The sequence below is a fragment of the Exiguobacterium sp. s191 genome (assembly GCF_018618955.1).
Lineage (GTDB): Bacteria > Bacillota > Bacilli > Exiguobacteriales > Exiguobacteriaceae > Exiguobacterium_A > Exiguobacterium_A abrahamii.
This window is the reverse complement of the sequence record NZ_JACSNC010000005.1, coordinates 1-25,724: the sequence shown is the minus strand read 5'-3', so window position 1 is coordinate 25,724 and position 25,724 is coordinate 1. Positions and strand designations below refer to the sequence as shown.

Below are 25,724 nucleotides of genomic sequence, written 5' to 3'. Positions count from 1 at the left end.
AAAGAGAAAAACATATGGTTCAAATCTTTCAAAGGAAACCAGTAAGATTCGGATGATTTTTCAGGGACGACCAATGAGGATGTATACTTTCGACGTCGAAAGTATACATCCTCATTTTTTAGTCGTGCCCTCGTGTGTCACTTGACTGTTCTTTATCAAGTTAAAGTATGCTTTAAATCGAAAGATAAAATATTTTGTTAAAAAAGGAAATTTAAAGAAAAAATACTATGATTGATTTTGATGTATTCCGTATTTTGTCTCTATTTTTTCTGAAGCATCTTACGGCTTTGAAAAGAAGATGGAACGAAGCATTTATTTGAACGAGAAAGGTGAATGAAATCATGAAAAAGATGAATTATATGGTCGTCGCATTGGTTCTTTACATATTGACCATATCAATGCCGGATCAAGTAAGGGCAGAACTTAATCATTCGGAAGTGATGGCGGGGGACAGACAAGTCGTCGGGACTACTGAACCTGGCCAAGAACTGATGCTGCTGCATCGAGGGGCTTGGATGAGTACGACCGCTAAATCGGATGGTGGCTTCAAGTTTGACCTGCCATCCACTGCTGGTCATGAGGCACTCTTTTTGAAGGGAAAGAAAAAAGACGGTTTTTACGATGCGGGCCAATCGATTGTCCCGAAAGGGAATGCGTTCGCCCCACCACTCTATTTAGGTAGGAACGGGAAGGAATCACTGTTCCGTTCAGTCTTGCCAGATTCAGAGATACATCTACTAGCTGGTGGTAACCTTTTCGAGGCTATGGGTTCTGTCAGTCTTCCGGAAATGTCTGGCGTGGACAGAGCATACGTCTATTCCTCCTACTTCGGAATCAAGAGTGAGACGAAAGAAATCGTATTGGCCGAGAAGCCGGTCATCCCCTTCACCCTGCAGGCGAGTGAAGTCGGGAGATACTACCTGAAAGGAAACACTGTACCCTATACTAAAATCACTGTCACCTATGCGGATGACACTTATCTACCTCGATATCAGACGATTTTGAGCGATGAAGCTGGAGACTTCGACGCACGACTTGACTATCCAATTGAACTAATCAATCAACAGAAGAAGGTCACGTTCAACCTGTCTCTTCAAGTCGGTGAAGGTGTAGCGCTACCTGATGCGCTCAAGAAGACATACGAACTGAAAGTTCCTGTGTTGAGTGGTACGGAACCGTTGATCTTATCGAAAGAGTTCGTCACATCTGACGAACGAGTGACAGGTTATACGATTCCAGGGAACGAAATCGAAATCGTCCAAAATGGAGAAATCAGAAAGTGTTCTCCTGTTCAAGGTGATGGTCGATTCGATTGTGGAGAATTGGCTGAGGATGCGAAAACGATTGAAATCATGACGAAGAAGAATGCCGTGACAGACTATAAGAAAAAGTTTAAAGTCTATCAAACAAAGGACGAATCAGGGAATCATCAAGTAGAATGGACGAACCCGACGAGCGATTCAGACGTACTGAAGGGAAAAATCGATAGACGATTCGCGGACGTGCAAATCCGATTCTCCTCTCCGAGGGACAACTACATTATGCAAACCGAGACGGATGAAGAAGGTCGTTTTGAAGTGAAGTATCCGAAGACAATCGCTGGAACGTTCAGCGTCTTCGTCTCACAGAAGAATGGGACGGCGGACTACAAACACGTTGACACGAAGGAGATAAAGGATGTACGTAGACCACCTACCCCGACCTATAGCTACCGGTCAGGGAAGTTGACGGTGTATAAGGGAGATTTCAGCGGAAGTCCTCTTCGTACGCAAGTCACCGTGATGCACCCAGATGGTACTTTCGAATTTTTTAAAGAAGAATATCCTTCGTCTTTCCAATACGATGTGATAGGGGTCAAAAAAGAAGATAAGATCATATTAAAAACTATATCACCGACGGGAATCGAGTCTCAGACTGTAGAAGGAACCATTCCTGCTATCGATTTAGACTATCTCACGCAAGAAGCGATGAAAATCACCGGAAGAACGATACCGTTCGGAAAACTATTCTTGCTTGTCACTAAAAATCGAGAAACAAAAAAAATTGAGTTTACTAGTGATGTTGATGGTAGATTTGTGATTGATTATTCAAGACTATATGAGGATGGATTCGGACTTCCGAAGGAGTTAGGATTGATTCTTGACGATAAGCACATTATTTATGAGTCCGTAGTCATTCATGATGTGACGGCACCAAGTATTTCCGTTCAGCCCCTCAGATACAATGATAGTTACATCTCACTCAAAGTACTACCTCAGCCATTTAACATGAGAGAAGAAATGGATAGAGTGAATATAAAAATTATATTTCTTGATGGGCGAACAGAAGAGTGGGAAGAACGAGACAACGTTTCAAGTTATGAAGCGAATCACGAGTTTTATTTAAGAGGGACTGACCTTTCGAAGGTATCAAAAATAGCTGTCAGTGCCATTGACTTTGCAGGTAACACTTCGCAACCATTCATCGTCATACCTATAGATACGACGAGTCCGGATTTGGCACAAATTGAAGTTCCAATAGTCAATGATACCCATGTACGCGGGAAGGGGCAACCTGATACAAAAGTAATTGTAGAAATAGACGGAAAGAGGTTCCTTGGAATGACAAAGGATGACGGTACGTTCGATGTCCCCGTGGATAAATTAATAATGGATCAGAGAGTACGTATACAACTTCAGGAGATTCGTTCAGGAAACGTGTCGCCATACATGGAACGATTCGTCCTTGGCATCAAATCTATTTCTTTGAAAAGCAATCGAAAGACTGTGATTATAAAAACCAATATGGATAAAAACAAATATGGTTCCATCGGGGTTTATATGATATTGGATAACGTAGAGAGAAAGATTGTTCTGAACCGTAGCAGTAAGTCCTACTCCTTACCTCGTTCGCTGAAAAATCATGAGTCAGTAAAGTTCCGAGTTGTCTCAGCAAAAGGTGAAAAAATCGAGGACATCGTCCAAAAGTTCTCGGATACGACCCCGCCAGCTAAGCCGGCGAGACTATATTTCGACAATAGTGATCATAGAGTGAAGGGTAAATATGTATTCTTTGCTCGGGTCGAGCCTTATGCAAGCCTACAGTTGATGAAGAATGGAAAAGTCGTATTCAGAGGTAATACGGATGAGTTCGGAAATATTTACTACCAAGTTTCTGAACCTGTCGACCTCAAAGCCACATGGTCGTTCCGGATAACGGACCTGGTTGGTTTGAGTACGACGGGACGAGTCTATCCGAAAGATGTCATACCACCTAAGAAACCGACAATGACGACGGTCACGACCCAATCAACGACCTTGTCAGGTTCGACCAATGAGGAGTCGAAGATTCATATCGTCATCGGTGAGAAGACACTTACTACGAAGACGGATAAGAATGGGAAATTTTCATTTAAAATCAAGCCTCTGAAAATCAACACGAAACTCAGTGTGTATGCGAAGGATTCATCTGGGAATCAATCTGACCTCATCTCAGTACGGGTGAAGGGTGTGCAAACATTGAAGGTATCAGAGCTGACGACGAAGTCATCGAGCATCACTGGTACCGGGACGCCTGGGGCCGCGATCGTCCTCGAGTCAGTGACGAGACAGACCATCGCGAAGACGTCAGTGGATAATAAAGGGAACTTTAAAATGAAAATCCCTCGTCAGAAGAAGGGTGCGGTATTGTATCTAGTATCTACTAAGAGTTCTTATCTGACGAGAGAGACCAAGATTGTAATCAAAAAATAATCTATAGATAAGAGATTGAAGACGGACGACGCGTGGCATCGTCCGTCTTTTCAATGAGTGGGCATGTTTTGTATGGATGTCAGCGTCTCATCATATGCCTGTGGCAATTCTGGATGCGTGAATCGCGGCGTGGGACGACCGTATCTCCTAGTAGCGTTTGCGACGACCACATTTAGAGGGAGTAGTCCGGGATGACGTGCGGAAATGACTGCCTCTACATAGCGAGTCAAAGGCATGCGGACACCCATGTAGCGATTTCGTGGATAGTTGATGTCCTCCTGAAGGATGAGCCAGTAAAGTAAGGTGTTGAATTGTGATCCGTCGAGGAATCGGTGGTTGATGAGGAAAGGAAAATCGAGGAGGTTGATGTTATCGAGACCTTCCGTACTCAGACCTCGTAATGCTCGATGCATGCAATCAGCGTATCGTTCATCTTGTTGACAATAATCATGTATGGCTTGGACCATCTCGGCATGTGAAGGATGATATCCATCCAAGCTGAGACGATAATCACCTCTTACCTGTCTTTGTAGGTTACCCGGGTATTCCAGAACTAGACCTGGAACGATTTCAGTTAAGTCATGGAAATTAGAGTGAGGGGCGGTATCATCCATCGATTCATAAAGATTTCTCATTAAATTCGCGTTCTCGGTGAATGGCAAGTGATCATCTTCCTTTCTTGTATTTCATACATATCGCGTAAGTTGAATTATACATGGCATCCTGAAAGCTTTACTTTTTCTTTTTAATATTTAGGTCAGTCAGTTACTTATGAAAGCTTGTACATGGATGAAAAATAATCCAAAACAATGAACCATGATTGCCGGTTGAATGAACTCTTTTGAGAGTCCGTAGTCTTACGATTTTTTTGTGAGTGACTTGATGTTCTGGAATCATTCGGAAAACAGGCTACTGATAACTGTATCTACTGAGAGATGTCTACTTGAAAATCTCTTCTCTGATCAATCGGATATAGACCAGGTACTTTTTTTGATAGCTATATGGAAAATAAATCTATACAATCCTTTTATAAGCATAAAATAAGTTGGTTGAAATAAGTAATAACATTAATATATACAGAATAAAGCTAGAAATTTTTAAAGTTGATGAATTTCATGATTGAGAGAAGACTATCTCATCCATTTTAGACATGAATATTTTTGAAGTAGTTTTCGTTCTAATTGTTCTGATGAAGTAATTCATTTTTAGATTCAAAATATAATTCAAGAATTAGGAGTGAGTCAATAATGATTCCAGATCGTATTTTTGTACCGTACTTTAAAGTCGAAAAGAATCAATGGTATGGAATTACTAAAGATTTAGCAGCTGATCAGCATGGACTTACACGTACATTTAAGATGTATTTGTATCCATTCAGTGATAACCGAATGATTGAACCAACAATAGAAATGTTAGTCGATACAGATTTTTCATACGATGATGCTGAAATTGAAGCGATACTCACAGAAACAGCTGTTGGTTCTGAAAAAGGGAATACTTTTTTTTATGCAATTGATGTAAAATGTAAAGGTTGGGGAGGGAGTGACCCTTTTAAAGAAATAACTGTTTCTAATATTATTCGTCCAATGATTTCCATAGAAATGGCGGAGTATTGGATGGCTGCGTTAATTAACATTAAATTACGAGAAACATACATGGGAGCTATTCGTGATAAAAACGTTCCGAGAGGCAGCTATAATCGAAAATCTGCATACGAATCAATTCGGATTAATGTCACAGGCGATACTCGTGTTGAAGTCCTGTCAACACAAAATGAAAGAAATAAAGTAATCCGAAACCGAATGAGCCTGTTTAAAATTGTTAACAATCCGAAAAATTCGGTTGTAGGATTTAGCCATGTAAGTGATTTTGAAAATATTAACTTTAAAATTAGATCTCTGGCCATCAGTTTGGGGAAAGATATCAAACCATCAATTATTCATTATCGGTCTGGCTCTCCAGATAAAAATATTACGAATGAATATGAATATAATGAAGTGCTTGTTGCATATAACGAATATGATGAATATCATATTGAAAGCATTGTGAAAGACGTTATGTTACTAGTAGCCGAAGATAATGCAGAAGAGTATAAAATCTTTGAAAATGTAATGACTATTCTGCAAAAGTCAATTTTAAGCAAAATAAAATTTTATTCTAGATTAGATTCCGTTGATTTTATTGAAAAAATTGCTACATTCCTTCTTTATATGGATGCAAATTCGTTCTATTCTTTAATCGAGAACAACAATCATTACTCACGAGAAATTCAGTATGACAAAGAACAATTGCATAAAAAATTCTCGGATATTATAACAATCATTTATGAATATTTAGCAGAATCAGGTCAAATACAAGATTTCGAGCCTGATACGTTCCACGCACCAAAGTATAAATAAAAAACTAAGACGGCAATAAGATAGTCGGACGGCACGAGGGTCATAAGAAAAACGATCTTATGGTCTTTACTGGAACTTCGTCTCAAATCAAGGGGGAGCTGGAATGGATCATGAGTGATGTCCCCGTGCATACCTACGTCCTTAGTTGACCAATAGTGCTAGAACGAATCGGGATGAAGGATTATTGAAAATAACTAGAACGTATACATTTCGACGCCGAAATGTATACGTTCTAGTTATTTTTTCGTTCAACTCATCCAGACGTATCATCCGAACGAATGGAACGATGAAGTTCTCCGTATACGATTTCTTCTTGATAAAAGAAAAATATAGAAGATAAAGTAATATAGAGTAAAAAAATACATTTTTATGGTGCAATCGTATCTATGAAGAAGGATAATGACTTTAGTGATGCTGCGAAAAAATGCCGTCATCTCATGACACATTCATCAAGTGCGAAGGCGGTACGCAAAGAAAATTCATCTTGGAGGTATTCATGGAAAGGTTCAAGCGATTATTCATCAGTACGAGTCTATTGATTGGCGCGATGCAGACGGGCATTCCCGTCACAACGAACGCCTTCACACAAAATGAAAAGGTTAGTCCCACGAGTGTTTCTTCTGGAGATATTAGACCTAAAGCGATACAGGCGAGAGATGCGAGTGACGAATCAGGAGTCGGCGAAAAGGATGCGACACCACCGGCTCCCCCGGTGGTGAACGATATAACGGACCAGACGACGCTCGTGAGCGGAAAGGTAGCGCCTCGCGCAACTGTCATCCTCAAGATAGGGACGAAAAGCTTCGGACCTGTGACGGCAAGTGGGACCGGGGAATTCGAGTTCATCGTCGATAGGCAGCAAGCCGGATTGACGGCCATCGTCATGGTAATCGATGCCGAGGGTAATGTAAGTGGGGAGTCGAGGATGACGGTGAAGGATGTCACTCCGCCGGATGCTCCTCAGGTCGATGACGTGACGGATATGTATTCTTACGTGACCGGTAAGGCAGAACCTGGGACTACGATCACCGTCAAATATCAAACGAGCATCAGGGGGGAATCTGTAGTCGGGAAAGATGGACGTTTCAAAGTACCCATATACGGAAATGATGCGAACACGACGTTGACCGTCACTGCGACGGATACATCGAATCATAGAAGTAAGGAGACGACAATAATCGTCAGAGACGCTAGTCCTCCCTCGACTCCGAGCGTGTTTTTCGAAGTGACTGATCGGACCACGCTCATTAAGGGAAGGGGTTCCTCAGGATCGGTTGTTTATGTAAAAGTAGACGATAAAGAAATCGGCTATTCTCCTGTTGAATCGGATTCAGGGTACGAGGTGGTCATCCCTCCGCAAAAAGGTGGGACGAGACTAAAAATCATGGCGGTAGATCGTGCCGATAACGTCAGTCAGGTGACTGAAATCATCGTAAAGGATACGACCGCTCCGTCACCTCCGACTGTGAATGATTTCTCGGACCATTCCACCATGGTCAGTGGATGGACGGAACCGGGAGCGAAAGTCAAGGTCCGGGTAGGTAAGAAAATCATCGGGGAGAAATCGGCCGGTAAGGACGGGAAATACGGAATCGTCATCGCGAAACAGAAGTCGGGCACTGAGCTACTTGTCCAGTCGATCGATAAGGCGGGCAATATCGGGAGTCCTAGAAAGATCATCGTCTTGGACAAGACACCACCGCCGGCCCCGACGATGAATCCTGTATCTGACCTGTCGACGACGATCAGCGGCCGTGCCGAAGTCGGGGCGAAGGTGTTCATAAAGATGGGTGACAATGTCATCGGGAGCGTGATCGCTAATAAGGGAGCATACGGCATCAAAATCATTGGATTGGAGGCGGGTACCAAGCTGACCGTCCACGCCGTCGACAGCTCAGGGAATCAAAGCGCTAAGCGACAAGTGACCGTGTCGGATCGCACTCCCCCGATGATATCGAGCGTGAGCAAGCTGAAGCGCACTGACGAATCCGTCAATGGGAAGGCAGAGTCCGACGCCAAGATAACCGTCTTCCGCGGCTCACAGAAAATCGGCGAAGGAAAGGTCGATGGAAAAGGTATCTTCAAGGTGAAGATAAAAAAACAAAAAGGTGGTTCAGTCCTGATCATCCGAGCTCAAGACAAGTCTGGTAACAGGAGTAAGGACAAGACGATCAGAGTCCTTTGATTGAACCATCCACCCTGACGAAGTACGGGCATGTAAGCCAAGGAGATTACCTGACCGATCAACGAGAACATAAATTAACTTAAAGGATATGATGACGTGAAAAGCAATAAGGTGTACAAGATATTTCTGACGGCGGCAATCACGCTTGGATTCGGGTTAGCCGCCTCCCAGACGGTCTCCGCTTCCGAGGGCGCATGCAGCCCGTCGTTCATGGAAAGTGATACCGAAATCAGATTAGACATTAAATCATATCTATCCGATGCGCCTACCGGATCCTATCTAATCGCAGAGTATGAACGTGCTGATGGTGAACGGACAAAGACTACCCTGAGCAACCCGACATATCCGTATCGATTCGATATCTCTAAACAAACCAGATTCCAATTCCAGCTCCTGTCGAGGGACGGACAAGTATTGAAGGAATGGACCCAAGAAGTGTCGCCCATCGTGACCCGAATCAAGGCGATGAAGGGTGGGGATACGACCATCTCCGTCAACACCGAACCGGATGCGTCCATAGAGTACTCTTACGACGGCGAAGGTTGGAACTCGAGACGGTCGCTGACGACCGATGAGACGGGTGACTTCCGTGGAGAGTTCAGCAAGAGAGGGAGTGGTAACTTCTCCATCGACAAGACCATCGGCGAATGGCAAAAGCATCAGCAGGTATCGGTAAGACATGATGAGATAGATGCAAGCCCACCCGTGATCGTTCGTTCAGGACAGCAGGACGTGGACGACGAGGCAAGGGAGATACAGGTCGACATAGACGATTCCGTTCGTAAGATTCAAGTGGAATACCTCGACAAGAACGAAAGAGTGGTCAAGGACTCCGTAATCGAATACAGCGGTGTCGAAGGGATGGATACGACTCCGTATTATATCCGTAACACAGGGGACCACACGTTCAAGGAGGACGGCATCAAATATATCAGACTAAGAGGCACCAACAGTAACGACTGTGAATCGGAATGGAAAGTATTGAGTCTCAACTATGTCACTGGACCGGTCGTCCGGATGGACCCCTCTCTTGAAGGTGATATGTACGTCTCGGGATTGAGCGAACCGGGTTCCCGGATCATCTGGTCACAAGACAAGTCAATCGGGACGTCATGGGTCGGAAACGATGGAAGGTATAAGATAAATCTTCCGAAAGAAGTCACGAAGAACCCGCCTAAGCTGAAGTTCTACGATGAATCGAACAAGGAGAGCGTCGTCGAAATCTCCGCATTGGACAAAATCGATCGCTTCATGGCTACGAAGAGCCGCAATTCCATCTATGTCCTTGCTGCTCCATCGACACCCAACTTCGGGCGCCATGTCATCGAACTGAATGGCAAAAAAACATCTCTCGTCATTTCTGGGAAACAGGTCTATTTTTATGATGGAAGGGAATGGACCGATTTTCCTAAGCTACCTTTCACGATCAAATATAGCGCACTGAACGCCGATGGGACTACCAAGTATTCATTCGAACAGGTCGTGAGTCAGGAGAAGGCGACGAAGGGCTTGGAGAATGTCAGGTACGATCTAGATAAACAAGTTCTTTATGGTGAGTCGAATCTTTTCTATCATACATCGATATGGGACGAGAAGACTCGTTGGGCATCATCTGCCTATGCTTACGAAAAGCAAGTGAGCTTATCTCTGAGTGACAAGAAGGAACTCGTCAAGGTCGGCGATACGGTCTCCATCTACACAAATGCAGGCGGGGGTGGCGTATTTTATGCGCAAAGTATCAAAATCAAGCAGACGAAGAAGTTGAAAGCTCCGATAGTGAAGGAGGTCACCGACTTTTCTGATTATGTCGAAGGCAGCACGCTCCCTGGCATGACCGTCCAAGTGAAGATGAACGGTAAGACCTATACCGGACAGAGCTCTTCGAAGGGGCTGTTCAAAATCAAGGTCGCCTCTCCTGTAGCGGGGAAGGAAGTTCAAGTCGTAGCTACCGACCGCCTGAACCAAAGCACACCGGTCACCATCTCGAAAGTCTTGAGATTATTCCCCTACTTCAGCGTCTCCGGTGTGACGACGAAAAGTACAGGGGTGAAAGGCAAGGGTAGTGCAGGAGCAGAGGTCAGTGTATTCGCAGGGAAGAAGTTGATGGGTAAGACACTCATCGATAAGAAGGAAAACTTCTCAATCAGATTACCGCAACTGAAGAAGGGGACGACTTTGAAAATAGATGTGAAGAAGAAGGGCTATCAAACGAGGTCTTTGACGACTAAGGTATATTGAAGCAATTAATAATCATCTTCCCGACAGTGGCTAAGTAACAATGAGGTACCAAGTAATATAGTGTAATAACAAAGATACCTCTCCATCTTTTGTTTTAGATGAAGGGGTATCTTAGTTTGTATAAAATCAAATGTTGTATCTGCTTCCATGTGCTCAGAAGATTCTTAGGTATTTTATTTTCCCTGATAAGCGTACATATATTTTTGAAAGTCGACTTCTTGTAGTACTTTTCTTATGAATTCGGCGGTCCGTAAGTTTTCTTTATCGAAAGATTCTTCATACCGCATTTTACTAAATGATGCTCTAGGGGATGGAGGCATTATCTGAGAAAGCTTAAGAGGATATTGTGTAGGGTCCGTGTTAATTCTGCCGAGATGATTTTGGCTTTTTACAGCTATCTCTTTGACTCCAGATTGTTCTAAGACGTGTAAGAACTGCTGAAGCTCTTCTTTTGATACCGTATAGCTCCCTCCAGTGTCTTTCCCGCTCTGGATATTCATGACGAACCAATCATGGATATGGGTCTGTCCGCTCCAACTAAATGAATACCTTTCCATGACTGTCTTGACGTGATCGATGCTCTCAGGAATGTCGTCTGGTTCATATACTAGTGAGTACTCTGGATATTTCTTTAAGAAGGATTGAGCTTTCTTCGAAAGGGGCTTGATTTCTCTTTCTGCTTCTCTGATGTACATCCGTAGCTGCGAAGTGATTTCATAATGCCTTGCACGTTGGCTATCATCAATGCTGTTATTCCCGTTAATGAAGGCATTTGCCTCTGATTGATCGATAAGTACTACTGATTCGATGTCGACATCATCAAGATAATATTTTTCGATGAACCCTGCCGCGAAGAACCTTAAATAGCTTCCGAAGTCACCTCGTCTTGCTCTTTTGGCGTGCCTCAGAATGAATAATTCACGATTGTGCGTGATGATTTCGTGTAGAATTTTAACTTCGACGAGTGGGCGTAGTGTAAGAAACATTTTTAATGGCATCCTTGACACTTCCTTTTTCTGAAGGCCAGTATTCGACCGTTCTTATTTCTTAATTCAATCTTTCTAAAAGAAGTCCTTCATTGTTACGATTCTAGATTTAAGTAATGTTAATAGCTATAAAAAACATAGGGGTGATAGTAAAATATAGGTAAAATTAAAAACACCTAGGGTTAAGAGGGACATTTTGGGATGTTTAGATTGTTTTCAATACCTATGTTTGAGGCACATGTATGGAAAGATAAGAGGAGACTGAATTTATGAAAGAAAATGAAAAAAATCTGGTAATGAAAAGGATTGATAACGGAGAGAGCATTTTAGGTATTCTCGATATTTTGGAGCAGTATGATATTGAGATGAGTCACTCGATTGCAATCACTCTTCTCAAGAAGGGGATATCCATCCAAGAACTGCTCACGAAGGAAGGAAAATCTCTTCCAGGCGTACCAGCCTCCGTCCGTCGGGCTGTACTGATTCTTCAGTCCATGATGAGCGATGAAGAAATCCTGCGTCACTGCAGGATGAAGACGCTGTATCACTTGATACTACCAGAAACGGGGATGACTCTCTCCGACCTCAATCTCTTGAAGAATGCAAAGATGAAGTTTTCAGACCTCGAAGGGATGACCCTGCCGATGTTCGAAAAGATTCTCGGTGATAGCAGACCCGACGCCTACCATCGAATCATGGATGCATATCGTGAACTCGAGGGCGAGGAAAAGTTGGACGCGGTCTCGATGGTGGCGACGACCGTCGAAGTGGAGGAAGAGGATTCCCTACCTATTACGGAGGTCAGACGCAAAATCACGAGAAAGGGACTCGAGCGTACGTTCCGTGAAACGGTCTATGATCGTCTCGAGGATACGTTCTCTCTCGAGGATGCGAAGAAGGAGACGGGTGAAGGGGCTGCCGAGCTCTTGGAACTCCTCGAGGAGTTGTGTCATGCGGACTTGATTGTCCGGACGGAAGATGGTCAGTACAAGAAACGAATACGTACACTACGCGCGATACTATCGTCGATGGGATCAGAAGCGGGGCTGCTCCGTGACAGACTGGAAGAAGGACTCACTTTGCAAGAAATCTCGAAGAAACATGGCATCGAGGCGAGGGAGGTCCAAATACGTCTGAGACAATCACACAACAAGATTCCCGTCACTCACGTGAAGGAGGCGAGGAGGTATCTTCAACGTTTCGAGCGCTTCGACATTCCTGAGTACGTCTTCATGAAGGTGTTCGATGAACCCGCCTCCATCCATCGTTTCCTCTCCGTCCGGGTACAACCGGGTACGGAGGACATCAAGGGACTATACGGGAGGCTGAACGAGCGGCAACGTCAAGCATTCTTGAAATATCTATCACTCATCGTCACTCGTGACGGTGAGGTCATGCAGGTGACGAGGGCGAACGTCTTCGAGCACGTCCTATGGTCGCATGCTGACGAAGCGGCGAGAACGATGGAAGAATGGAAGGTCGTCTATGATCAATACGTCGAAGAGACCTACAAGGTCGGGATGGCTGTACGATTGAAGGCAGAACCCAGGAAGTTAGCCACGATTGCCACTCAGTCGGAGTCCGTCATCCCGTCTTCGGGAAAACGTTTCCGTTACTATGATCGTTCAAGATTGACGCAGAGACGTCTACAGAGATTGCGCGGCCTACTCCGTATCGAGCCTGGTTTCTACGGGAGGAATCATCTCTTCAGGCTCGAACCCTCGCTGATGGAGGAGCTTGATTGTCAGGATCCCGATGAGCTGCAATACATCATCCGTCGATATGTCGAGGCGGCGAACATCGCCGTCGGGAAGCAGTCGGAGATTGTCATCGGATCGATGGAGAAGGCCGAATGGTTGAAGAAGTTGATCCGACAGCATGCCCCAATCGGGATGAAGGATTTCCAGTCGCTCGTCGAGGAACGATTCGGACTATCGGGGGCGTCGGTGAGGCAGTCCATCCGCCGGGATCTTCCGGATTACCTCTCGCCTGATGGTACGCTCGGGCAGAGCATGTCCCTCCTCACGAAAAAGGAGGCGACCTGGTTCTCGAGACGTCTCACGAAGGGAATCTATACCTATGAGGAGTTGGAGGAGGCCTTCCCTCACATCGAGCAGTTCAGCTCCCGTTATCTGAACGCAGGTGCCCTCGAAAAGGTCGGCTTCATCAATCAAGGTGGCCTCGTCCTACGTGCGGCCCACGGCAATGCAGAGTCCTACTTCGAGTCCATCCTGTCACGGGAGGAGCTCTTCACGGTCCCAGATTCCCCCGTATACAAGTCCTCTTCATTTAGACGCATCGTCAAGCGGATGGAGGACAAACATGATCTTTTCCGCTTCGATGCATCCACCTACATCTCGATTGCGCGATTGAGAAAGGTAGGCGTGAACAAGGGGATGATCAAGACTCTCATCAAGCAGATGCTCGAAATCGTCAAACGTTCAGGAGAGGACTATTTCACCTTCTCGTCAATCCGGACAGACCTCGATTCGCCTATCGTCGAGCTCGGGATGGAAGACATTTTCTTCGAGGAGTTGATCCGTATACAGAAACGTGTAGGCTCCATCAGGACGGCTCGTGGAGACATCTTCTACATCGGTCGTGACAAGCGGACGATCGGGAGGTTCCTTCTTGACCTGCTACCAGAGGAAGGTGGGATTGATATCGACATGATGCGAGATTACATTTTGAAAAAGTTCCGACTGAACTTAGACCGGACTACCATCATTACGAATATTCGAGGAAAAGATGGATACTTCTCTCAGGAGACGGAGATGCTCTATAAGAATAAAGAAATGTTCTTGGACAGCATATTCGAGTCATGATGAATCCATCAAAAGACTAAAATTCACATTATAGAATCTTGAAAATTGTCTGTCCTCATAGTCTTCTCACGTTCAAGTCTTCAGTTGATTAAAAATAAATGAATCATAAGGGCTGACATCGTTCATCGCACGCGAAATAATCATCAAGATGTTCTCTAAATTTTTCATTTTTTCGTATGAAGCGGATTGGATATCTCACATTTTGTAATAATTTAGAACAATACTTTCTTTCAAAAATTTTAAGTATGGAATAATGAGAAGAGTCATGTATACATTTCAATGTCGAAATGTATACATGACTCTTCTTTGATTAATCCATCAAAGTGCCTTCTGTCCATCGAACAGACTTTGTAGGAAAAAATCTTCTTTTTCTGAACGGATTCCTGTCAGATATGCTAAATGTTCAATTTTTCGGATAGATACCATTGCCCTGTTCTTCGTCCCAGGCATTTCCTCGATGAGGGAGATCACATCGATTGTCGTAGCATCACCTGGCATCACTAGATATCTAGCGACACTCACTTCGTTTCGCATTCCCACATGTCCATAACGTATGACTGCCTTCCAGTACGACCATTCCAAGATTTGCTCAACATCCTTCATGATTTCGTATCCCTTCATCTTTGATTCGCAGTTTACAACTTCACATCCATCAATCGACATCGCCACCTTAGAAAATATAGGTGTTGTATCAATTTTATAGATGGAACAACTCTTTGGTATGTCATTTTTTTGTTATGGTTAAAAAAATTAAGGGGTTAAATGGAAAATTACTGATATTGAGTTCGTTTTTTTTGAAATCCTCAAATTATGAGGGTCGATCTTATGAGGAAATGTCTTAAGATTTGTTTTATCAAATTTTCCGAGAAATCCTATCATACAGAAAGTCAAACGAGAGACGATAAGAGAAGTGTACATGAAAAAAATGGTAAAAAATCATTATTATACCTGTGTAAATTGTATAATAAAGGTAGAGAATGAGGAGGGACGGATATCGAAGAGATAGAATAAGGAATCAATGGGATTGTCCTAATGCTCAACGGCATCAAATCGTCATCCTGACGACAAGAGAAGTAAATCAGTAGAACGATTCCTTTGGCTGGAAGACTGATTAAAATTGAGGAGGATTATGTTTGATTAACATAGATATCGGATTATTTTTAGCACATTTGATTGTCACCGATAACAAGATTGACATCAAGACAAACCAAATCTTGATGGATTATCTAAAAGATGAGAGCGACATAACTCCAGAAGAATTTCAACGAATCAATGATGTGATCGAAAACAATGATGATGCACAATCGCTGGAACAAACGCTTATACGACTGAAGGAGAATAGTAGTTCAGAAGATAAGGAAATTGCTATGTCGATTGGACTAGCACTAGCCCTTCATAAAGGTTTTTTGTCTGCGACCGAAGTCGATTTCTTCAAGACTTCTCGGAGAATTTTTGGCATCACGGAACGGAAATTCAATCAAATCAAATCTGAGGTCGATCGAGGGTTCGACGAGACTGCGATTGCAAGTCTGATCTTGGAGCGAAAACACCATGAATTGATACAACAGGGATATGTCCTCCCACTAAAAAGTTTAATCGATAAATATGACGTAAAAGAACGATTGACGAAGCAATCCGACGCGATGATGAAGAACGAGGAATATGCCTCGGCCATCTCGCACAGTAGGGATATCGGGATTGGTGACATGGCTTTCGCTAGACCAATCCTTCACGCGCACATCGGAGAGCTACATAACCTGCGTTTTGCTATCGATCAACTCAACTCGAATCTGAAGAAGGTTAGGAAGAAGGACTCAGACACAACGAGGTCGTTGATCGATGCATCGAAGAACCTTCAGTCCCAAATCCATGAAATTATTCAGCAGAGGGAGAGTGATACGGAGCTTTTCCTAGAGAACATCGAGAACGCCGCCGACTATTTCACCATCTCCTTCTTAGGAAAGACGAAGGCGGGAAAAAGCACTCTTCATGCCGTTCTTTCTGGAAAAGGGAAGGATGCCATCGGCGTGGGTAAACAAAGGACTACAAGGAACAACCGTGTCTACACGTGGGAGGGCCTAAGAATCATTGATACACCTGGCATAGGGGCACCACATGGAGAGAGTGATGAGGACATCGCGAAGAGCGTTTTGGACGAGAGCGATTTGATTTGCTACGTGTTGAAAAACGACTCGATTCAAGAAAAGGAATTCGAGTTCCTGTCGATGATCAAGAAGCGGAATAAACCTATACTCATTCTTTTGAACATAAAGACGAATTTGAGTACCCCGGCACGACTAAGAAGGTTCCTACTTAATCCTGATGATATCTACGAGCGTGAGGATGAAAAGTCTATCAAAGGTCATCTCAATCGAATAAGAGAATACGCGAGAAAGCATTATTCGAACGACATCTTTGAGATTATCCCGGTCCATCTTTATGCAGCGCTGCTCTCTCAAGACAAGACTTCACCAGAGTCGGAGCGTCGTGTTTTGTTCGATGGGAGTCGGTTGGCTCACTTCGAGAATGCAATCAAGCAATCCATCGTCTCGCAAGGACATATCCGTAAATCACAAACTATCCTGAACGGATGTTTGAATCCTATCCTCGATACGGAACAATCATTGATTCATCATTTAGACATCTTCGACAAAGTCTATTCAGATTTTAATGGATTCCACTTAGAGAGCATCAAAAAGTTCGAGGGTATGAAAGAAAAATACATCAGACGAATCAGACAAGCGGTTGACGAAGAATTTTTGAAGGTCGAGGAACAAATTTCTCATTTCTCCCATTCGAACTATGATGTGAGTAAAAGTCTCATCGAAAGTAGATGGAAGACTCTGTTAGAAGATATGGGATTCGAACGAGGATTGAGAATCAGTATAGACAAGATTCAATTAGAATACGTTGACGAGGTGCAGGATCATCTCTCAGAGATGATGGAGAACATGAAGTTCGCAAACCTTCTTCTCCAGCAAAAATTCTCGTATGATTCCTCTACGATGTTCGACTTTCGACGGCTGTTGGGATATACATCTGCTTTGCTAGGGGTAGCTGCGGCTGTCGTGTTTTTCTTCTCGGGTCCGATTGGGTGGGGATTGACGGCCGCGTCCCTCATCGTAGGGGGAATCAAGTTCTTGTTCAAGTCCAAGAAACGAAAAGTCCAGGATGCCATCACTTCCCTTAGCAATGAGTTGAAGAAGATGACGGCTAAACATAACGATGATATGAAGAATCATATCGAAGAATCCTTCCTCGAGGCTCACGACAAAATATCAAAAGAGACATTCGCCTTCCAACGTGGGATGATGTCCACGCTCCAGGATAACATCAAAATTCTATCGAAATCCTTGGACTCCATGAAGACACAACAAAATCAATTGAACAAGGCTTACGCCTATAGATTGATGACGGCATTTGTGCCTGAACAGGAAGTGGAGTACACACTTGATCAATCCAAGATGGATGCGCTAATCTACCGAGTAGAACGTGACTTCGGTAAGAATATCACGATTCATACGCGTGACAGTATGGATGATTCGCAGTTAGAACAAATCAGTAACGTGATTCAAGAGGACGTCAAGATTCGAGTCGTTTAATTTAAGAGGAGGTTTTATTGATGAGTACCGATATCGAAGTGAAAGAAATATTAGCTAGCCTGAAAAAGATTGCTGATGATTCCATTGAATTACTAAATGAGAAAGAAGACACGAAACAGAACGCAGGCAATATCGAGAACATCATCAATGATTTTTTCGAGGAAGACATCCTTAAGATTTCCTTGGTCGGCCAGTATAGTGCCGGCAAATCCACCATCATCTCGGCATTGACGGGGAATCAAGACATCCTGATCGATGCCGACATCGCAACTGACGATGTGAGTGAGTATGCTTGGAATGGTGTAACAATCATGGATACTCCAGGATTATACACGGATAGACCCGAACATGACGACCGGACCAAGGAGGCAATCAAATCATCCGACCTACTCATCTATGTCCTGACGAGCGACCTATTCGATGACGTCATATTGAATAACTTTAAACATCTCGCGTACGAGGAGGCTTATCGACATAAGATGATGCTCGTGGTCAATAAGATGTCGATGGAATCGGGTGACTACGATAGTCTAAGAGGGAACTATGAACAGAGCTTGCGAGAAGCACTGTCTCCTTTCGATTTGAGCGAATTCCCAATCTGCTTCATTGACGCTGCGGACTATATTGACGGAATTGAGGAAGGCGATGAAGAATTCATCGAAGAGAGCCATTTCGGGGAGTTCATCGATAACTTGAACCAATTCATCAAAAATAAACAGCTACTCGGTAAAATCGACCGTCCTTTGCGAAACGTCATTTCGGAGCTTAGTATAGCGATGACCAAAAACCAGGATCATGATTCTGAGATGTTCTATGCGATTCTCGAACGGATTGAGAATCGAGTCAAGCGAAGCGCGCTCAAGGCTCAAAATGAAGTGGACAAAATCAAGAACGACATCCGCGGCGAAATCATCTTCCACGGACGACTTCTATCGAACAAGATCGGGGAAGAGGGTGCCGACCTCGAGTTTGAGAGCAAGAAGGTCGAAGCTCAAATCAAAGAGTTCGTCGAAAACAAGAACGTAGAGATTGAAAAAATCCTGAGTGCCGAGCGAAGTACGTTGACCGACGAAATCAAGGACGTCTTGACCAGCCCTCTCGCTGAGGCGTATTTCGGATCCGTGGAAGAGGCATCATCCAGTCTCAATGGTGAGCAGGTGAAAATCATAAACATGGACAACATACAAAAAAACATGAACGCGATAAATATGATTGTCGGTCGCACCTCCGAAGGAATATTGAAGTTTTCGAACACAGGCGTGAATGGATTCGTCAAGGCTACTGCCGCTAGCGGAAGCGACCTTCATAAAGGGTTATACTCCGCAGGTAAGTTTTTTGGGGTAAAGTTCAAACCATGGGGTGCGGTCAACGCCGCTAAGAATTTGACGAACATCGCAAAAGTTGCCGGCCCAATCATGGCCGCTGCAGGAGTGGTCTTAGAGGTGGTAGGGCATGTGAAAGACGAAGTGAACCTGAAGCGAGTGCTAGATGCCAAAAATGAATGTTACAGTTCCCTGGTCTCATTGTCTCAGGAAATCGAGCAGGCGTTCCAAAAGCAGTTCAAAGACTACGAAGAGGATGCCTACGGGGCTATACTTAAGAACATCGTCACTCAACGCGAGGAAGCTGCAGCGAGGTACGATATGTCTTCAGAGTTCCATCAAGCGATTTCTCAGGAAATCAAAGAATTGAATCGTTTATCAATCAAATTAAACCAGTAATTTTATATGGAGTGAAAATTTATGGGCATTTTTATGAAAAAGTTACTAAACAAAAGAGATAAGAGTATGTAAAGAAAGTAATATGCTCCTCAAAAGTAGACAGTTGAAATAACAAAAACTGTCTACTTTTTGAAGGGAGCTTTTTCTACGCCTAAATCTAAGTTTTCGCCAAATGGAAAACTACGAATTATTAAGATGTGTGAGGACGGAATCGATAAACTGATGGACCGTCGCCGGTATTCATTGCGTCATACGCCAGAAACGTCCTTTGTACATTCGTAATCGCCCTCAACAGACCGCAGAGAACATTCTGAACCGTGATTTTAACGCGGCAGGACCGAATCAAAAATGGGTAACGGATGTCACGGAATTGAAGTACGGCGCCCCTCAGAAGGCGTATTTGAGCGCTATTCTGGACCTATATGATTGATCCATTCGTCACATGACATGCGTGGTTGGCAATACACAAAGTATGTCTCGGGTTGGTAAATGTATTGATAATGCTCAAGTCGAGTTCTTTTGGGAAGCCTTGAAATGTGAAAGTTATTATCTACATAAGTTTACGGAGTTCGACGAACTCTAGCTTGCGATTCAAAAGTATATTCATTTCTACAATGAAGAACGGTACCGACAATGATTAAACGGCTTGGCTCCATTAGAATACAGAGCTCAAGCCGTTTAATCATTGTTATTATTTATCCTGTCTACTTGACGGCGAGTAGTTCAATTCACTTGTACATCGCCCTTTTTATATAGCTTAAATAGTTAAACTACTAGCTCCCTCTTTTTTTTCGATGAACCATGATTGACATAAGTATGCTATTTTTACAGGAACATCATGGATAACGATTTCTTTAGTAGGCATAGAACGTATAGTGATTTTTAGAGAAGCTAATCCTAACTTCCTTTGGATGAATGTTTCTGAAAGCTGGAGCCTTTCAATTTTTTCCTGCTTCATGATAAATGTTCGGGTTATAATAGCGCCTTTCTTAAACTGTAAAAAGGAACCGTCAAGAGTGTACCCATTAAAGATACCGTTAAAGACTTGAGAACTGAGCACCATAACTGCTAAAAGTACAGCAACATACCATGAAGAGGGGAAGAAGTAATAAATTAAAGCGGGTGCCAAGAGCCAAGCATAAATGGTTCGCAAAATCTTAACAAGAATGGAGATTCGCGGAACGGATGTAAGATCTTTAGATACTTTAAAAGAAGGTAAAACTTCAGGGATTAATAAGTGTGCTTTTTTGCGCTTGATGAAAGGGAATAAAATATTTGAAGCTTTCATTTCTTCATCATCTGTATCTGTTGAACTGATTAATTTTACGGTCGTGATATCGAGCATTTTGTGAATAAAACCACTGTTAATCGATAGAGCCTGGACTTTATTTTTTGGTACCGAAAAATATGTTTTATCTGCTAAGCCTTTTTCAACGTATATTCTATTTGCATCCGAGGTGATTTTGAAACCACCATATTGTATGTAGGTTTTGAGAAATCCATATACTAAAGAGAGGAATATCAATAATGAAATCCCTATAACCAGCATTGTAGTCGAAGACTGGAAATATTCTAAGACTCTATCTACATAGACTTCAATAGCAAAATATTGACTTAGTTCTGAGTAGATTGAGTGTAACAAAAAAATAAAAAATAGTAGACTTAGCGATGTTAATGAAGCAATTAAAATTTCTTTAGTGTCTACTTCATAATGAGTTTTAGTGTCAGAGTGAATTGGATGTACATCATCGTTAATTTCTTCTTGTACTGGAACATTGATAGAACGACGAGATAGCTTTTGTTTAATTTGTTCAGCCTCTGACATTGTAATCATTTCTAACTTAATGGCTGAATCTCTCTCACTAGAACCGATATCGATAGAAAGTGAAGTCAGACCGGTTAGACGATGGAAGAGAGAAGAGTTTTGCTTGATTCCTTGAATGTTATCAATCGAAAAATGTCTTTTCATTGTGATAAAGCGACCTTTTTCGATAAATAGTTCTTTATTATCGATAGAGTAATTAAAGTGTTTCCATTCTAATATAGTCGATACGATTTTAAATAGAACAAATGCACCAAGTATTATTAGACCACGCATTGAAAGAATTGTATTTGAAGAATAATCTAATAATAAAGCAATGAATAAACAAAACATAATGAACCCTTTAATGGAGTTGAATAACTTAAAGCCAATCCAAGAAGGATGAAGTTTTTTTAATGAATCACTACTATGAGTATTAGTTTTTGCTGGTAACTCCATGTTCGTCCTCCTTTGGCTTATACAATTCCGATAAAGAAGCAATGTGATTACGAATTTCAGTAGCTTTTTCAAGAGGAAGATTAGGAATTTCATGTACGAAACCAATCGTTCCAATTTTGATTGTCGCTAGGTTGTATTTTTTTACAATAGGTCCTTGGTAGGTGTCTACAAAATAAACTTTATGCATTGGAATAATCATATGTGTTTGTTTGAATGCACCACCGTGCTTTAACTGAACACAATGCTCATCGATTTCATACCGCCATGTTTTTTGTTTGTAGACTGGTAATAGGATTAATTCTATCACTGCGGATATGCAAGTAATTCCAATCAAGATGTATAAAACAATTTCGATCCAACTAGGCCATGCATATAGATGATCGAGGTAAAGTAAAACACACCAAAGGAGAAGCGTTGCGACTATACTAATAGAGTCTGAAATTCTCCAAACTTTTATAGCATCTAAAGAAATTTTTTGAGTAGGCTCTTTAAGCATGTACACAATAAATCAATCCTCTCTATTTATGTTTCACAAATACCTCTACCATCTAAATGTTCGCATCGAAGAAAATTCAAGAAATTAAGCTGTTTTTTCTACTCCTAAATTTAGGAATATCTCTTCTAGAGAAGCTTCTTCCACTTCTAAACGATACACACTTACATTTTGAGATACGAGATATTTATTTAATTCAGGAATATCACGTTCGTCTGCAACAATGAATTCAGAGCGTGTACTTGAAACACTTAATACTCTCATACTTTTGGATAAGTCTTTTTCTACTTTATGTTGGACTTCGTTATTGATCATTCCGTGCTTTACATAAACAGTAATACTTTTTTGATGCTGTTTTCTTAACTCGTCCATGGTGCCTTTTGTCTGGATAGTTCCTTTGTTCATGATGGCAATTTCAGTGCATAGTTTTTCTACTTCATCTAAATTGTGTGAAGTTAGAAAGATAGTAGTACCCTCTGCAGCTACTTTTCGAATCAGTGTATGAATTCCAAGAATAGAGTTTGCATCCACACCGGAAGTTGGTTCATCCAAAAATAAAATATCTGGTTTATTAAGTAAGGCTTGAGCTATACCAAGCTTTTTTTTCATTCCGAATGAGTAATTTTTTGTCTTCGTATTCATTGCATCTTCTAATTGAACATCTCTTAATAATTCTTTCAATTCTTCGGTAGTTAATTTAAGGCCAAGTATCTTACTGAAATACTTTAAATGATCAAGTGCTGTAAAGTTTTCATAAAAAGTTGAGTAGTCAGGTAAAACACCTATTCGAGTGCGCACATCTTTTAATGAACTACTTGTTGCACCTAATATTTCAAATGAACCCGAGGTGGGACGAATCAAGCCTGTGATCATATTGATAAATGTTGATTTACCTGCTCCATTTTGACCTAAAAATCCAAAAATAGAGCCTTTCTGAATTTCTAGATTTAATTTATTCACTACAGTTTTATTTCCATACTGTTTCGTTAAATTGGTAGCGCGAAGGGCTAACATCAAAGATCTCTCCTTTTAAAAATTATTAAACTCAAAATGACAAAAACTGCTGTATGTATTAAAACCAAATACGTATAAGAAGTATTCTCATTCGTATAATAAAAATAGGGAGTTAAATAAGAAAGTGCATCAACTACAACATTTTTTGAAAGAAGACTCCACATACCCATAACTGGAAGGGCTATTGAAATCACGATTCCAGAAAACATAGTTAAAGAAGAATTACTCACTAATGTTGAAAGGAATAATGATAATCCAATAAAGTAAGAGACGAATATAATACTTTGTATCAAATCAACAAAATAGAACGATTTTGAGAACGGTATGATCAGCAAGAGTGCAACCGTTAAGCAGACTACCCAGAACGACACATTCCCTAAAAATTTACCGAATATAATGCTTTCGCGAGATGTTTTTGTTGCTAAGAAGCGAATCGTTTTTGATTCCAATTCTTTATTTACGCTACTATGCGAGATACTCGTCACAAATAATGGAGCAGCTAAGAAGAGAAGTAACATCAACCCAATTACATAAGCATTATCCCCTAACCCTAATCCACTCAACTCACTTTTAAATTGACTAACAAGCTTAGCAGAACCAGCTGTTACGCCAAATAATACAACAATGATGATAATCGCTCGAATACTTTGGAAGAGCGATTTGAATTCTCGAAGTGAAATAGCAAACATTCTTTAGACCTCTTTTCTCCATATGATAGTCTTAATTTTGTCGAGCTAATTTTTTGTTTTTTGAAACGTTTGTGATTCCTGCAATTAAATAAGCAATTGATCCGAATAGACCTACAAACAACGTAAGCACCCCACCAAGAATAGCAGTTGTAATCAATACCTTCCCAGCAGATCCATTTCTTTTAATACGGATGATTGAAAGTATACCGCCGACTGTACACAACATGGAAACGATTCCTAGGTATAAAAAGAAATTTTGCAAGAAAGTGATAATTTGAGCAGCTGTTACATCTTTAATATTCTCATCATTAATAAATTCTTGTACTAAATCTTTTGTACCAGCATTCCCATCAATTGTTCCATAAATCATGAAAGCTCCAATACTAAGTACACCAAACAAGATGACCCCAATAAATGAAAATACATTTTCACCAGTTCTTTTCAAAAAAAACAACTCCTTTTCTATATTTTTCTAATTTCAAATTCAAGGTAACATACTATCCTATGTATATTCAAGCTTAAAATAAAATAAATTAACCAAAAACAAAATTTTTATTTGAACTTAAGAAAAAAATACTTTAACTTTATTCAATAAGCTGTTATATTTCTAGTATCAGGAAGGAGAAATCAAATGAACAAAGAAGAAGTTCCAGCCTGGATATTATCTTTAAATCTTGAAGATGTTGAGTTTATAAAGAAATTCATTATAAGTTCGGGATCGTTAAAAGAAGTAGCTAAAGATTATAAAGTTTCATATCCGACAGTAAGAATAAGAGTAGATCGAATTATTCAGAAAATTGAATTGAATACACAGTTGGAAAACGAGCCTTTAATTAGTTACATTAAGCAATTAGCAATTGAAGATCGAATAAGCGTCGATGACGCCAAGAGTTTAATTGATAAGTACAAGCTTGAGAGGGGAAAATAATAATGGTAATGAGTTTTATAATTTCAGCATTGGCTATCGCTGCTGCTTTAGGTGTACAGTATTTATTATCTAATAGAAGCAACGTATACTTAGGAGCGATTATACCTATATTATTTTTAGCAATAATGACTTGGCGTTACTTTGATGGGAAACTCAGTAGTTTCACTTCATATATTTTAATCACAATAATAGTGCTAATTTCTTTGATAGAGCAGTGGGTACGTGGCAGAAGAGCATTCAAAAAGAATCAAGAAAAAGAATTAGATAGAATGAGAACACGTGATATGTAACAAGTTTAGTGATTAATTGAAAATCAAAAATAATGATTGATTAATGCGACGGAAAAGTTAAAATAAGGACGAGGGAAGAGCGCATACTCTTCCCCCGGAAAAACTCTTTCTAGATATGAGAGAGATCAATTTAGAGAACAGAGGTTACGACTTTGTTCTCTAAGTTGAATTAGAATTTAGACTCGATGTAACGAATAATAGACTCAATACGGATACCAGTTTGAATCATATCCAACACTTTGCCTTTATTTGCCCAAGCCCATTTTGCTCCGCGAACGGAAAGCTGCGCTACTAAGCGTAGGAAAGTCGCCATTGTATTTCACCTCCGGAAATGTGATGTTTGAGAACAGAGGTTACGACTGT

18 protein-coding genes are annotated in these 25,724 nt (G+C 41.6%); 9 read left to right on the top strand and 9 right to left on the bottom strand.

Going from position 1 to position 25,724, the window contains the following annotated elements:
• The first annotated feature begins 329 nt into the window (after nucleotides 1–329).
• A complete protein-coding gene (locus KNQ09_RS17615; RefSeq protein WP_214858979.1) occupies nucleotides 330–3,731 on the top strand; it encodes an Ig-like domain-containing protein in 3,402 nt (1,133 codons plus the stop codon).
• A gap of 50 nt (nucleotides 3,732–3,781) precedes the next feature.
• Here KNQ09_RS17615 and KNQ09_RS15775 read toward each other — a convergent pair whose 3' ends face one another.
• Complete coding sequence (locus KNQ09_RS15775; protein ID WP_214858978.1) at nucleotides 3,782–4,144, bottom strand: hypothetical protein; 363 nt, start codon at nucleotides 4,142–4,144, stop codon at nucleotides 3,782–3,784.
• A gap of 834 nt (nucleotides 4,145–4,978) precedes the next feature.
• Here KNQ09_RS15775 and KNQ09_RS15770 point away from each other — a divergent pair.
• The 3 genes from KNQ09_RS15770 to KNQ09_RS15760 all read left to right on the top strand — a co-directional run bounded on the left by KNQ09_RS15770 (nucleotide 4,979) and on the right by KNQ09_RS15760 (nucleotide 10,553).
• Nucleotides 4,979–6,130, top strand: coding sequence for a hypothetical protein (locus tag KNQ09_RS15770; RefSeq protein ID WP_214858977.1), 1,152 nt, complete (start codon nucleotides 4,979–4,981; stop codon nucleotides 6,128–6,130).
• 496 nt (nucleotides 6,131–6,626) lie between these two features.
• Complete coding sequence (locus KNQ09_RS15765; protein ID WP_214858976.1) at nucleotides 6,627–8,315, top strand: Ig-like domain-containing protein; 1,689 nt, start codon at nucleotides 6,627–6,629, stop codon at nucleotides 8,313–8,315.
• 96 nt (nucleotides 8,316–8,411) lie between these two features.
• A complete protein-coding gene (locus KNQ09_RS15760) occupies nucleotides 8,412–10,553 on the top strand; it encodes a hypothetical protein (RefSeq protein ID WP_214858975.1) in 2,142 nt (713 codons plus the stop codon).
• Between the two features lie 173 nt (nucleotides 10,554–10,726).
• Here the strand turns inward: KNQ09_RS15760 and KNQ09_RS15755 are convergent, their stop codons facing one another.
• Nucleotides 10,727–11,551 (bottom strand): hypothetical protein, encoded by an 825-nt coding sequence (locus KNQ09_RS15755; protein ID WP_214858974.1) that lies wholly within the window; start codon nucleotides 11,549–11,551, stop codon nucleotides 10,727–10,729.
• A 284-nt stretch (nucleotides 11,552–11,835) separates the two neighbouring features.
• Here KNQ09_RS15755 and KNQ09_RS15750 point away from each other — a divergent pair, with 284 nt between their 5' ends.
• Nucleotides 11,836–14,364: a hypothetical protein gene (locus KNQ09_RS15750; protein ID WP_214858973.1), complete on the top strand. Its 2,529-nt coding sequence runs from the start codon at nucleotides 11,836–11,838 to the stop codon at nucleotides 14,362–14,364.
• A gap of 318 nt (nucleotides 14,365–14,682) precedes the next feature.
• Here KNQ09_RS15750 and KNQ09_RS15745 read toward each other — a convergent pair whose 3' ends face one another.
• Entirely contained in the window at nucleotides 14,683–14,985 is a 303-nt protein-coding gene (locus tag KNQ09_RS15745; protein WP_251138229.1) for a hypothetical protein, read from the bottom strand.
• A 512-nt stretch (nucleotides 14,986–15,497) separates the two neighbouring features.
• Here KNQ09_RS15745 and KNQ09_RS15740 point away from each other — a divergent pair.
• The gene (locus KNQ09_RS15740) at nucleotides 15,498–17,966 is read left to right on the top strand and encodes a GTPase (RefSeq protein WP_214858972.1); all 2,469 of its coding nucleotides are present in this window, start codon (nucleotides 15,498–15,500) and stop codon (nucleotides 17,964–17,966) included.
• A gap of 20 nt (nucleotides 17,967–17,986) precedes the next feature.
• Entirely contained in the window at nucleotides 17,987–19,687 is a 1,701-nt protein-coding gene (locus tag KNQ09_RS15735; RefSeq protein ID WP_214858971.1) for a GTPase, read from the top strand.
• Between the two features lie 757 nt (nucleotides 19,688–20,444).
• Here KNQ09_RS15735 and KNQ09_RS15730 read toward each other — a convergent pair.
• The 5 genes from KNQ09_RS15730 to KNQ09_RS15710 form a co-directional block, all read right to left on the bottom strand.
• Nucleotides 20,445–21,947, bottom strand: a complete 1,503-nt coding sequence (locus KNQ09_RS15730) for a PH domain-containing protein (RefSeq protein WP_214858970.1) — start codon at nucleotides 21,945–21,947, stop codon at nucleotides 20,445–20,447.
• Nucleotides 21,925–22,443, bottom strand: a complete 519-nt coding sequence (locus KNQ09_RS15725) for a PH domain-containing protein (protein ID WP_214858969.1) — start codon at nucleotides 22,441–22,443, stop codon at nucleotides 21,925–21,927. Before KNQ09_RS15725 ends, KNQ09_RS15730 begins: the two co-directional genes overlap by 23 nt.
• Nucleotides 22,444–22,527: 84 nt before the next feature.
• Nucleotides 22,528–23,454, bottom strand: a complete 927-nt coding sequence (locus KNQ09_RS15720) for an ABC transporter ATP-binding protein (RefSeq protein WP_214858968.1) — start codon at nucleotides 23,452–23,454, stop codon at nucleotides 22,528–22,530.
• Entirely contained in the window at nucleotides 23,454–24,143 is a 690-nt protein-coding gene (locus KNQ09_RS15715; RefSeq protein WP_214858967.1) for an ABC transporter permease, read from the bottom strand. Before KNQ09_RS15715 ends, KNQ09_RS15720 begins: the two co-directional genes overlap by 1 nt.
• Nucleotides 24,144–24,174: 31 nt before the next feature.
• The gene (locus KNQ09_RS15710; RefSeq protein WP_214858966.1) at nucleotides 24,175–24,588 is read right to left on the bottom strand and encodes a DUF4064 domain-containing protein; all 414 of its coding nucleotides are present in this window, start codon (nucleotides 24,586–24,588) and stop codon (nucleotides 24,175–24,177) included.
• A gap of 186 nt (nucleotides 24,589–24,774) precedes the next feature.
• On the opposite strand from KNQ09_RS15710, the gene KNQ09_RS15705 reads away from it, so the two are divergent.
• Entirely contained in the window at nucleotides 24,775–25,071 is a 297-nt protein-coding gene (locus tag KNQ09_RS15705) for a DUF2089 family protein (protein ID WP_214858965.1), read from the top strand.
• Nucleotides 25,072–25,073: 2 nt separating this feature from the next.
• Nucleotides 25,074–25,361: a hypothetical protein gene (locus KNQ09_RS15700; protein WP_214858964.1), complete on the top strand. Its 288-nt coding sequence runs from the start codon at nucleotides 25,074–25,076 to the stop codon at nucleotides 25,359–25,361.
• Between the two features lie 169 nt (nucleotides 25,362–25,530).
• Here KNQ09_RS15700 and KNQ09_RS15695 read toward each other — a convergent pair whose 3' ends face one another.
• Nucleotides 25,531–25,674 carry an aureocin A53 family class IId bacteriocin gene (locus KNQ09_RS15695; protein ID WP_214858963.1) on the bottom strand — a complete coding sequence of 48 codons (144 nt, stop codon included), beginning with the start codon at nucleotides 25,672–25,674 and terminating at the stop codon, nucleotides 25,531–25,533.
• Nucleotides 25,675–25,724 lie beyond the last annotated feature (50 nt).

Bases quoted from the DNA above. Each gene is read 5' to 3' on its own strand.
- KNQ09_RS15775 (WP_214858978.1), bottom strand. From the start codon at position 4,144: ATGCATCGAGCATTACGAGGTCTGAGTACGGAAGGTCTCGATAACATC.
- KNQ09_RS15770 (WP_214858977.1), top strand. From the start codon at position 4,979: ATGATTCCAGATCGTATTTTTGTACCGTACTTTAAAGTCGAAAAGAAT.
- KNQ09_RS15765 (WP_214858976.1), top strand. From the start codon at position 6,627: ATGGAAAGGTTCAAGCGATTATTCATCAGTACGAGTCTATTGATTGGC.
- KNQ09_RS15755 (WP_214858974.1), bottom strand. From the start codon at position 11,551: ATGCCATTAAAAATGTTTCTTACACTACGCCCACTCGTCGAAGTTAAA.
- KNQ09_RS15750 (WP_214858973.1), top strand. From the start codon at position 11,836: ATGAAAAGGATTGATAACGGAGAGAGCATTTTAGGTATTCTCGATATT.
- KNQ09_RS15745 (WP_251138229.1), bottom strand. From the start codon at position 14,985: ATGAAGGGATACGAAATCATGAAGGATGTTGAGCAAATCTTGGAATGG.
- KNQ09_RS15735 (WP_214858971.1), top strand. From the start codon at position 17,987: ATGAGTACCGATATCGAAGTGAAAGAAATATTAGCTAGCCTGAAAAAG.
- KNQ09_RS15730 (WP_214858970.1), bottom strand. From the start codon at position 21,947: ATGGAGTTACCAGCAAAAACTAATACTCATAGTAGTGATTCATTAAAA.
- KNQ09_RS15725 (WP_214858969.1), bottom strand. From the start codon at position 22,443: ATGCTTAAAGAGCCTACTCAAAAAATTTCTTTAGATGCTATAAAAGTT.
- KNQ09_RS15720 (WP_214858968.1), bottom strand. From the start codon at position 23,454: ATGTTAGCCCTTCGCGCTACCAATTTAACGAAACAGTATGGAAATAAA.
- KNQ09_RS15715 (WP_214858967.1), bottom strand. From the start codon at position 24,143: ATGTTTGCTATTTCACTTCGAGAATTCAAATCGCTCTTCCAAAGTATT.
- KNQ09_RS15705 (WP_214858965.1), top strand. From the start codon at position 24,775: ATGAACAAAGAAGAAGTTCCAGCCTGGATATTATCTTTAAATCTTGAA.
- KNQ09_RS15700 (WP_214858964.1), top strand. From the start codon at position 25,074: ATGGTAATGAGTTTTATAATTTCAGCATTGGCTATCGCTGCTGCTTTA.
- KNQ09_RS15695 (WP_214858963.1), bottom strand. From the start codon at position 25,674: ATGGCGACTTTCCTACGCTTAGTAGCGCAGCTTTCCGTTCGCGGAGCA.